At 66.1% G+C, this 10,235-nt stretch carries 13 protein-coding genes; all 13 read left to right on the plus strand.

Translation table 11 applies throughout. The annotated features are described in order from the left end of the window. Positions 1-614: homoserine kinase (locus WB508_RS11465; protein WP_423845015.1), on the plus strand; the 614-nt coding region annotated here is incomplete at its 5' end. Positions 615-765: 151 nt separating this feature from the next. Beyond that, on the plus strand, positions 766-2,529 hold the full coding sequence (gene rho / locus WB508_RS11470; RefSeq protein WP_423845016.1) for a transcription termination factor Rho: 1,764 nt from the start codon (positions 766-768) through the stop codon (positions 2,527-2,529). Positions 2,530-2,564: 35 nt separating this feature from the next. Further along, positions 2,565-3,350: an adenylate/guanylate cyclase domain-containing protein gene (locus tag WB508_RS11475; protein ID WP_423845017.1), complete on the plus strand. Its 786-nt coding sequence runs from the start codon at positions 2,565-2,567 to the stop codon at positions 3,348-3,350. A gap of 53 nt (positions 3,351-3,403) precedes the next feature. Beyond that, a complete protein-coding gene (locus WB508_RS11480) occupies positions 3,404-3,886 on the plus strand; it encodes a glutathione peroxidase (RefSeq protein WP_423845018.1) in 483 nt (160 codons plus the stop codon). Positions 3,887-4,018: 132 nt separating this feature from the next. Beyond that, positions 4,019-4,228, plus strand: coding sequence for a 50S ribosomal protein L31 (gene rpmE, locus WB508_RS11485; RefSeq protein ID WP_423845019.1), 210 nt, complete (start codon positions 4,019-4,021; stop codon positions 4,226-4,228). An 85-nt stretch (positions 4,229-4,313) separates the two neighbouring features. After that, positions 4,314-5,381, plus strand: coding sequence for a peptide chain release factor 1 (gene prfA / locus WB508_RS11490; protein WP_423845020.1), 1,068 nt, complete (start codon positions 4,314-4,316; stop codon positions 5,379-5,381). Next, positions 5,378-6,226 (plus strand): peptide chain release factor N(5)-glutamine methyltransferase, encoded by an 849-nt coding sequence (gene prmC, locus WB508_RS11495; RefSeq protein ID WP_423845021.1) that lies wholly within the window; start codon positions 5,378-5,380, stop codon positions 6,224-6,226. Before prfA ends, prmC begins: the two co-directional genes overlap by 4 nt. A 10-nt stretch (positions 6,227-6,236) precedes the next feature. Further along, entirely contained in the window at positions 6,237-6,728 is a 492-nt protein-coding gene (locus tag WB508_RS11500) for a VTT domain-containing protein (RefSeq protein WP_423845022.1), read from the plus strand. 47 nt (positions 6,729-6,775) lie between these two features. Continuing rightward, on the plus strand, positions 6,776-7,420 hold the full coding sequence (locus WB508_RS11505) for an L-threonylcarbamoyladenylate synthase (RefSeq protein ID WP_423845023.1): 645 nt from the start codon (positions 6,776-6,778) through the stop codon (positions 7,418-7,420). Next, positions 7,417-8,541: an MraY family glycosyltransferase gene (locus WB508_RS11510; RefSeq protein ID WP_423845024.1), complete on the plus strand. Its 1,125-nt coding sequence runs from the start codon at positions 7,417-7,419 to the stop codon at positions 8,539-8,541. Before WB508_RS11505 ends, WB508_RS11510 begins: the two co-directional genes overlap by 4 nt. Continuing rightward, positions 8,538-8,942: a hypothetical protein gene (locus tag WB508_RS11515; RefSeq protein ID WP_423845025.1), complete on the plus strand. Its 405-nt coding sequence runs from the start codon at positions 8,538-8,540 to the stop codon at positions 8,940-8,942. The genes WB508_RS11510 and WB508_RS11515 overlap by 4 nt, the downstream gene beginning before the upstream one ends. A gap of 150 nt (positions 8,943-9,092) precedes the next feature. After that, on the plus strand, positions 9,093-9,893 hold the full coding sequence (gene atpB, locus WB508_RS11520; RefSeq protein WP_423845026.1) for a F0F1 ATP synthase subunit A: 801 nt from the start codon (positions 9,093-9,095) through the stop codon (positions 9,891-9,893). 102 nt (positions 9,894-9,995) lie between these two features. Further along, a complete protein-coding gene (locus WB508_RS11525) occupies positions 9,996-10,196 on the plus strand; it encodes an ATP synthase F0 subunit C (protein WP_197983596.1) in 201 nt (66 codons plus the stop codon). Positions 10,197-10,235: the final 39 nt, after the last annotated feature.

Below are 10,235 nucleotides of genomic sequence, written 5' to 3' on the forward strand. Positions count from 1 at the left end.
GGCTCGGCTCGTCGTCGGCAGCCATCGTGGGAGGGATCACGGCAGCCCGCGCGCTGATCGACGGCGGTGCGGATCGGCTCGACGACGCGGCGGCCTTCCAGCTTGCGGTCGATCTGGAGGGACATCCCGACAACGTGGCGGCGGCCCAGTTCGGTGGGCTCACGATCGCCTGGGTCGACCACACCGCGGCTGCCGTTGAACGCTTGGACGTGGCGGTCGAGGTCACCGTGTTCGTCCCCGCCGTCGCGGTTGCCACCCAGCACGCTCGAGGACTTCTGCCTGCGTCAGTGCCGCACAGCGATGCTGCGGTGAACGCCGGCCGGGCAGCGTTGCTGATCGTCGCGCTGACCACGGCACCGCACCGGCTGATGGCAGCCACCGAAGATCGACTGCATCAGCACTACCGGACCGAAGCCATGCCCGAGTCCGCTGAGCTGGTGCGCCAGCTGCGGGCCGACGGCATCGCCGCCGTAATCTCAGGGGCCGGTCCGACCGTGCTGGCATTTGCTCGAGGAGTGGCCGATCGCGTGCCAGCGGGATGGGTCGCGCACGAGCTCGAGGTGGAGCCGAGCGGTGTCGCCGTGGTGGAACCCCGCACGGGTGCCGTGATCTGACGGCCGCTGGGTGTTACAGTGGCGATGCCGGAGTTGAGAATCATCTCCCCGGCTAGCGCCATGAAATTCCGCTCGTCTTCGACGGGCAAGCCCACCTCATCGTGACCGGATCATCCGGCACAGGCTCATGGCCATACGCGAAGGAACGTCTGTGACTGAAACCACCACGACCGATACCGCTGCAGCAGCCCCGAAGAAGTCATCCGGCGGCCTCGGCGGCAAGGTGCTCGCCGAACTGCAGGAGATTGCCAAGGATCTCGGCATCGACGGCACGTCGATGCGCAAGGGCGCCCTGATTGACGCCATCAAGCAGGCACGCGGCGACGGACCGGCCACGCCGAAGGCTGACAAGACGGCGAAGGCCGAGAAAGCCGAGAAGGCCGAGAAGGCAGACAACGCGGTCGTCGCCGACGCCACACCGGTGAAGCAGGACAAGCAGGACAAGCAGGACAAGCCGGCCAAGCAGCACGACAAGCCCGCCAAGGCCGACAAGTCCGCCGACGATGCCTCGAGCGAGGCGAAGGGCGACGACACCAAGGGCGGCAACAAGGGTGGTGGCAACAACCGTCAGCAGAACAACGAGGGCGGTGGCCGCAACAACAACCGGAACAGCAACCGTCAGCAGAACAACGAGGGCGGTGGCCGCAACAGCGGCAACCAGTCCACCCAGAACCAGCCCAACCAGGACCGTCAGCAGAACAACAACGATGACGACGATCTGGATGGCAACGGCCGCCGCCGCAACCGCCGCGGGCGCAACCGCAACAACCGCGGCATGGAGTCTGAGCCGACGTACAGCGAGGACGACGTCCTGGTGCCCGCCGCAGGCATTCTCGACATCTTGGACAACTACGCGTTCGTGCGCACCACGGGCTACCTGCCCAGCGAGAACGACGTGTACGTCTCGTTGTCGATGGTGCGCAAGTGGAACCTGCGTCGCGGCGACGCCGTCACCGGCCAGGTGCGCCAGCCCCGTGAGGGCGAACGCAAGGAGAAGTTCAATCCGATGGTCAAGATCGAGACCGTCAACGGCATGTCGCTGGAGGAGTCGGCCAAGCGCGTCGAGTTCTCCAAGTTGACCCCGCTGTACCCCTCGGAGCGACTGCGCCTGGAAGGTGCTGCAGGTGGTCTCACCGGTCGGGTCATCGATCTCATTTCGCCGATCGGCAAGGGCCAGCGCGGCCTGATTGTGTCGCCCCCGAAGGCGGGCAAGACGATGGTGATGCAGCAGGTCGCCAATGCGATCACCGAGAACAACCCCGAGTGCCACCTGATGATCGTGCTGGTCGACGAGCGTCCCGAAGAGGTCACCGACTTCCAGCGCACCGTCAAGGGCGAGGTCATCGCGTCGACCTTCGATCGTCCGGCCACCGACCACACCACGGTCGCCGAGCTGGCCATCGAGCGGGCCAAGCGTCTGGTCGAGCTGGGTCACGATGTCGTGGTGCTGCTCGACGGCATCACCCGCCTCGGCCGCGCCTACAACCTTGCGGCTCCCGGCTCGGGTCGCGTCATGTCCGGTGGCGTCGATTCCTCGGCGCTGTACCCGCCCAAGAAGTTCTTCGGTGCTGCTCGCAACATCGAAGACGGTGGTTCGCTCACGATCTTGGCCACAGCGCTGGTCGAGACGGGTTCGCGCATGGACGAGGTCATCTTCGAGGAGTTCAAGGACGCCGGCAACTGGGAGCTGCGCCTGAGCCGCGAGCTCGCGGAGAAGCGGATCTTCCCGGCCATCGACGTCGCGGCCTCGAGCACACGCCGCGAGGAGACGCTGATGGGCGCTGCAGAACTGGCCGCCGTGTGGAAGCTGCGCCGTGAGCTCAACGAAAGCGCCGGACCCAAGGGCCTGGAGTCGGTGCTCGATCGGCTGAAGGGGTTCTCGACCAACGCTGAGTTCCTGCAGCAGTCCACGTAGACGTCGTAGGTCTCGCGATGACAGCAGGATGGATCGTGGCGACGGCCGAGGCCGCCGCGATCCTCGTGCTGTTCATCGTGTGGCAGGTCTCGGCCAGCCGCCGTCGCTCGTTGAAGCGACGGGTGAATGAGCTGGAGCGGGGTCGGCGCAGACGCCGCTCCGTCCTGTCGCCCGAGGGCGCAGTCAAGGCAGTGTGGGAGACCGCGTCGCTCGTGCGCGACAAGGGCGTCAGCGGCGCTTTCCGTTCGTCGATCAGTGAGATCGCCAACTGGGCCCAGGTCGAGCGGCCCGATCTCATCCGCCTCGCCGGCGACGATGGCTGTGTCGCGATTCTCTTCTCCGACATCGAGGGATCCACGTCGCTGAACGACCGGATCGGCGACAAGAGCTTCATGCGTGTGCTGGCCCAGCACAACGCGGTGGTCACCAAGGAAGTCGGTCGGCACCAGGGCCACGTGATCAAGACCCAGGGCGACGGTTTCATGATCGCCTTCGGAGAGGCCGCCCAGGCGGTGCGCTGCGCCGTGGAGATCGAACGCGCGCTGGGCCGGCGTCGATCCACCACCCAGATTCTGGTGCGCATCGGTGTCCACTACGGGTCGGCCGTGCACCGCGACAACGACATCTTCGGCCGCAATGTGGCACTCGCGGCGCGCGTGGCCGGATTGGCGGAGGGTGGCGAGATCCTGGTCAGCGGCGACGTGATCGAACAGATCGCTCACGACGAGGAGCTCGATCTCATGCTCACCGATCCGCGGTTGGTGCAGCTGCGCGGGCTTGCGGGCGAGCAGGCCGTCGCATCCGTCGACTGGGCCGTGTAGCCCCAGATCCCTGTGGAATGGCCGGTCCTGCCGGCCGCCTCTACGATTGATACATGACAACCGCGCACGACTTCTCAGCCACCGCCATCGACGGCTCCGAGCGCCAGCTGGCCGACTACCAAGGCAAGGTCCTGCTGGTGGTCAACACCGCCACTGCGTGCGGCTTCACCCCCCAGCTGGAGGGGCTCGAGCAGGTCTACAGCACCTACGTGGACCGCGGACTCGTGGTGCTGGGCTTCCCCTGCGACCAGTTCGGGGGCCAGAACCCAGAAGATGACGAGGGCACCGCCGCGTTCTGCGTCAAGAACTACGGCGTCACCTTTCCGATGTTCGCCGAGATCGAGGTCAATGGTGACGGCGCGCACCCGCTGTACCAGTGGCTCAAGACCGAGAAGGGTGGCCTCGGTCCGAGCAAGATCAAGTGGAACTTCACCAAGTTCTTGATCAACACCGACGGTGAGGTTGTCAAGCGCTACGGCTCGACGACCAAGCCCGAGAGCATCGCCAAGGACATCGAGCGTCTGCTTCCGGCGTAGTCTCGCCTGGGTGCAACGGAATATTTGCCGCTCCGATTTTGCTCTAGTACCTGACAACTGGCACCATTCATCCTTGGTCCTGGTTCACGGCCGCAACCGCGCGGATCGACCCAGCACCGTCGAGAGGACATCATGCAGAAGAACATTCACCCGAACTACGTGGAGACCCAGGTGAGCTGCACCTGTGGCAACACCTTCACGACCCGCAGCACGTCCGAAGAGGGCACCCTCCGCGCCGACGTGTGCTCGGCCTGCCACCCCTTCTACACCGGCAAGCAGAAGATCCTTGACACCGGTGGACGCGTGGCCCGCTTCGAGAAGCGGTACGCCAAGAAGTCCTAGCGACCTTCCAGCGCCGGCCCAATCCCACTGCGGTGGTGATGGGCCGGCGTTGTCGTCTTTCACCACCATCCAGCCGGGAGCTCACATGTTCGAAGCCGTCGAGACGCTCGTCACCGAGCACGCCGAGCTCGAGCAGCGCATGGCCGACCCTGCTGTGCACTCCGATCCTGCGGTGGCCAAGAAGGTGGGTCAGCGGTACGCGGAGCTGACCGCCGTGGTCAAGACGTACCGCGAGTGGCAGCAGTCGCTCGAGGACGTCGAGGCCGCCCGAGAGCTGGAGATGAACGACGAAGTCGCCACCTTGGAAAGGCGCATCCCCGAGCTGGAGGAACGGTTGCAGCACCTGTTGGTGCCACGCGACCCGGCCGACGGCAAGGACATCTTGATGGAGATCAAGGGGGGCGAGGGCGGCGAGGAGTCGGCCCTGTTCGCCGGCGACCTGCAGCGGATGTACGCCCGGTTCGCCGAGCAGCATGGCTGGAAGACCGAGATCCTCGACTCCAACGAGTCGGCACTCGGAGGCTTCAAGTCCGTGACGATGGCCGTCAAGGCCAAGGGAAGCCCACCACCGGGCGAAGCCCCCTACGCGAAGCTGAAGTTCGAGGGCGGGGTGCACCGCGTCCAGCGCGTACCGGTCACCGAATCGCAGGGCCGTATCCACACGTCGGCCGCCGGCGTCCTCGTGATGCCGGAGGTCGAGGACATCGATGTCGAGATCCACGACAACGACCTGCGCATCGACGTCTATCGGTCGTCCGGACCCGGCGGACAGAGCGTCAACACCACCGACTCGGCAGTGCGCATCACCCATGTGCCCACCGGCATCGTGGCCAGCTGCCAGAACGAGAAGAGACAGCTGCAGAACCGCGAGCAGGCCATGCGCATCCTGCGAGCGCGCCTGTACGAGGCAGCTCAGGCCGAGGCCGACGCCGAGGCGGCGGACGCTCGCAAGTCGCAGGTCCGCACCGTGGACCGCTCGGAGCGGGTGCGTACCTACAACTTCCCCGAGAATCGGTTGTCGGACCACCGCACCGGTTTCAAGGCCTACAACCTCGACCAGGTGATGAACGGCGCCCTTGACGACGTCATCACGTCTCTGGTCGAGGCGGACCTCACGGAGCGGCTCGATCGGATCGAGCGGCCCGAGCAATGACCCAGGTCAGGAGCCAGGCTGAGCGCCTGCTCGAGGACGCGGTCGCGTCCCTCGAGCAGGCTGGGGTCGGCTCGCCGGTCGCCGATGCTGAGTGGTTGCTGAGCCACGTGCTCGGGGTCCCGAGGGGTCTGCTGCGTCGCGCGCCGATCGACAGTGCGCAAAAGTCCGCCTATCTCGACCTGATCGACGCGCGCTCCCGCCGCTTTCCTCTGCAGCACCTCACGGGGAGTGCTGCGTTCCGGTACGTCGATGTCGAGGTCGGGCCCGGCGTCTTCGTGCCGCGGCCGGAGACCGAGCTGCTGGCTGGATGGGTGATCGACCACGTCGCGGCGATCTCTGAGCCCACAGTCGTCGAGCTCTGCGCCGGATCGGGGGCCATCTCGCTGTCGATCGTCGACGAGGCCCCGCACGCGAGCGTGCACGCTGTCGAGCTCGACCCGCCTGCCTTCGAGTGGGCCCAGCGCAACCTGGTCGGGACAGGGGTGGACCTGCGTCTTGGCGACATGGCCGATGCCTTTGGCGATCTCGACGGGGCGGTCGACGTCGTGGTGGCCAACCCGCCCTACATCCCGCCGGATGCCTGGGAATCGGTCGTGCCGGAGGCGCGCGATCACGACCCGTCGCTGGCGCTCTGGTCTGGCGCGGACGGACTCGATGCCATGCGCATCGTCGAGCAGGTCGCGTGGAGGTTGCTCAAACCGGGTGGAGTCGTCGGAGCCGAGCACGCCGATGCACAGGGCGAGTCGGCCCCCGCGGTCTTCGCACCACGCTGGTCCGACGTCCGCGACCACCGAGACCTGGCCGACCGGCCCCGATACACGACGGCTGCTCGCCCGGCCCACTAGAGTCACGCGAATGGGTGGCGAACTGGCGTTGATCGGCACCGCCATCGCCGTCGGGCTCGGTGCCGCGTTCCTGCCGGTCTTCGTCAACGCCGAGGTGTATGTCGTCGCGATCGGCGCGACGGTCGACAGCAAGCTGCTCCTGGTCATCTTGATCGTGGTGCACGTCATCGCCACCACGGTCGGCAAGGCCATCGTGTTCCAGCTGGCCCGCAAGGGCACCCGCAAGATCCGCTCGGTGGAGCGTCGTCCACCGCGCAACCGATTCGTGGCGTGGGTGCGTCGCGTGGGTGACCGACTGCTCGGGCTGCTGGATCGCCCCTACGCCGGCGGACTCACGGCGTTTGCGTCGTCCTTGACCGGCGTACCCCCGCTGGCGATCGTGACGCTGCTGGCGGGCGCGTCCAAGCAGCCGCAGTGGCTGTTCCTGACCATGGTCTTCATCGGCCGGCTGATCCAATTCCTCGCCATCGCGTTCCTGTTCCACCAGCTCAGCTGGTTCTGACGCCCGGCCAGCGGCGACGAATCGATCGCACGGCCTACGATGACCGGGTGCTGTACGACTGCCGCGACGACGCCTCCTTTGACGCGGGGCTGCTGCACGCTCACAGTGCGCTCGAGGACGGTGAGCTGATCGTCCTGCCGACTGACACCGTGTACGGCGTCGCCGCCGATGCGTTCTCGCCCCAAGCCGTCCAGCGCCTGCTCGACGCCAAGGGGCGCAGCCGTCAGATGCCGCCCCCCGTCCTCGTCGGCGCGCCCACGACCCTGGGGGCCCTCGCGGTCGACATCCCCAGCTGGTTGCGGTCAGCCGTCGAGCAGCTGTGGCCGGGCCCGCTGACGGTCATCTGTCACCAGCAGCCCTCGCTGACCTGGGACCTCGGCGAGACGCACAACACCGTGGCGGTGCGCATGCCCAACGACCCGGTGGCGCTTGCCCTCCTCAAGCAGACCGGCCCGCTGGCGGTCAGCAGCGCCAACACGACAGGTGACCCACCAGCCACCACAGCCCAGGCCGCTCACGACATGCTGGGTGAGGCCGTCGCCGTCTACCTCGATGGAGGACCGACCACTTCGGGAACGCCGTCGACCATTCTGGACGCCACCGGCAGCACCCCCCGCATCCTGCGGGCCGGTGCGATCGGTCTGGACGTGCTGCACCAGTTCAACAACACCATCGAAGACGTGCTGGCATGAGGGAGTACCTCGTCGTGGTCGGCATCGCGCTGGGTGTCACCTACCTGCTCGCCTCGATCGCCCGCACCTCGGCGCACCACCTCGGCGCAGTGGCGCGCGTGCGCGACCGCGACGTGCACGCCGTGCCAACGCCCTACTTCGGTGGGCCAGCGATGCTCGGCGGTCTGCTCGCCGCCTATCTGGCCGCGACCCACCTGCCGTTCCTGTCGCTCGCCGACGAGTCGGTCTTCGGCCCGGTGCGCGGCGTGCTGCTGGGCGGCACGGTCATCTGCATCGTCGGCGTCATCGACGATCTGTACGAGCTCGACGCGCTGAGCAAATTCGCCGGGCAGGTGCTCGCCAGCATCTTGGTCGTCACACAAGGTGTGCAGTTCGTGTATCTGCCGCTGTACGGCAACTACCTGGGTCTGGATCAGGCTCAGGCGACGATCTTCACGGTGCTGCTGATCGTCGGCACGGCAAATGCAGTCAATTTCGTCGACGGTCTGGACGGTCTGGCGGCTGGCATGGTGGGCATCGGCTCGGTGGCGTTCTTCGCCTACGCCTTCATCCTCGCGGTCGAGAATGGCGAGACTCGCGCCATCGCGGCGGCACTGCTCACGGCGTCGTTGGCGGGCGCGTGCTTGGGCATCTTGCCGCACAACTTCTTTCCGGCCAGGATGTTCATCGGGGACTCCGGCTCGATGCTGATCGGCTTTGTTCTGGCTTGTTCGTCGATCAGCCTCACGGGGCAGTTCCCTGCCACCAGCCTCGCCGAGGGCATTGGCGGCGCGGAGGTGACCTTCCTGCCCGCGCTGCTGCCGCTGATCCTGCCGTTCACGATCCTGCTCGTGCCGTTTGCCGACCTGGCCCTCGCCGTCGTCCGCCGCACGCGGGCCGGGCGCTCGCCGTTCAGCCCCGACAAGATGCACATCCACCACCGTCTGCTGGAGATCGGCCACTCGCACCGTCGTGCCGTGCTGCTGATGTACGCGGCAGCCGGGCTCGTGGCGTTCGGCAGCGTGGTCATCAGCTTGTTCAGCGGCTGGCAGTCCATCGTGGGCTTCGGCGTGCTGTCGCTGCTGACGGCGGCCGCGGTGTTCGTCCTGCCCAAGCTGGATGACAAGATCTGGTCCTCATGAAGACTCTCGCCCCCATCGTGCTGCCGATCACCGTCCTGACGGCTGTCTGCGCCGGCGTCGCGGCATTCACTGCCGGCGGCCCCGGTGCTCTCGGCGCTGCACTGGGCGGACTGGTCGTCGTGCTGTTCCTCGGCTCCACCCCGGTCGTGCTCGAGCCCATCGTGAAGGCCAATCCTCAGCTCTCGCTGGGCGTTGCCGTGGCCTTTTTCGGCACCAAGGCCGCGGCGGCCGTCATCGCCCTGCTCTTGCTGTTCGACGTGGGAGGGATCGCCCGACACATCGACTCCGCATCCTTTGGCATCAGCGCCGCGATCGTCTCGATGGCCTGGACGCTTCTGCAGGTACAGGCGTTTCGCACGCGGCGGGTTCCCACCTATGACCTGGGTGAACAGGATTCCTGATCGGCTGATAACCTCAACACCAACATGAGCGAGTGCGGTCCGGCTAGATCGGGCAGTGTTGCTCCCGCATGATGACGCTGGCCGTTTTTGCCGGATCGCCGACCACCCATCAGTCGGATGTCGACCGCGCCATGAGACAAAGGTGACCGAGTGAGCTTCGCCTCGACCACGTTCTGGGCTGCTTCAGGACCCCCGAGCCCGGGACCTGCAGACTTCAATCTCCCTGCGATCTTCTCGGTCGGCGGGCTCGATGTCACCAAGCCCATGTTGCTGGTGGTCCTGTCCGGATTCTTGATCATCGGGCTGTTCTACTCGATGGCCAAGCCCGCCCAGGTGGTTCCCGGTCGCATGCAGTTCGCCGGCGAGATGGTCTACGGCTTCGTCCGCGATGGCATCGCTCGCGAGAACATCGGGTCCAGGGACCACATGCGGTTCGTGCCCTACCTGTTCTCGATCTTCCTGTTCGTGCTGATCAACAACTTCTACGGACTCATCCCATTTCTGCAGTTCCCCTCGATGTCGCACATCGGCTACCCGCTGGCCATCGCCGTGCTGAGCTGGCTGGTCTACAACGGCGCCGGCATCAAGAAGAAGGGCTTCCTCGGCTACCTCAAGCACGAGACGGTGCCCGCTGGCATGTCGGGCCCGATCCTTTTGCTCCTGGTCCCGCTGGAGTTCTTGTCCAACATCTTGTTGCGGCCCATCACACTGACGCTGCGTCTGTTCGCCACGATGTTCGCGGGCCATCTGCTCCTGATCTTGTTCTCCCTTGGCGGCGAGTTCTTGCTGCTGCACTCGGAGAACGCCCTGCGGTACCCGGCCGGCATCATCAGCGCCCTGCTCGCGGTCGCCATCAGCTTCCTGGAGATCCTCATCATGTTCCTCCAGGCGTACGTGTTCACCCTGCTCTCGGCGATGTACGTCGGCGAGGCGCTGGCGGACGAGCACTAAGACCCACAACTTCATCCAGCAGCACCCGCACGACCCCATCAGCGACGCAGTCCGTGCGTCACAACGAAAGGAAATGCCGTGGAGACCATCGGCTCTCTGAACATGGTCGGTCTCGGCCTCGCCGCGATCGGCCCCGGTATCGGCGTCGGCCTCATCTTCGCTGCGTTCGTCACCGGAGTCGCCCGTCAGCCTGAGGCTGAGGGCAAGCTGCGCCAGATCGCCATCTTGGGCTTCGTGCTCGCCGAGCAGTTCTTCATCATCGGCCTGGCCCTGGCGTTCGTCCTCAAGGCCAGCAACACCTGATCACTCGACCGACAGAAGGCACACACATGATCGCGACAC

It is taken from the genome of Aeromicrobium sp., assembly GCF_049586495.1.
Lineage (GTDB): Bacteria > Actinomycetota > Actinomycetes > Propionibacteriales > Nocardioidaceae > Aeromicrobium.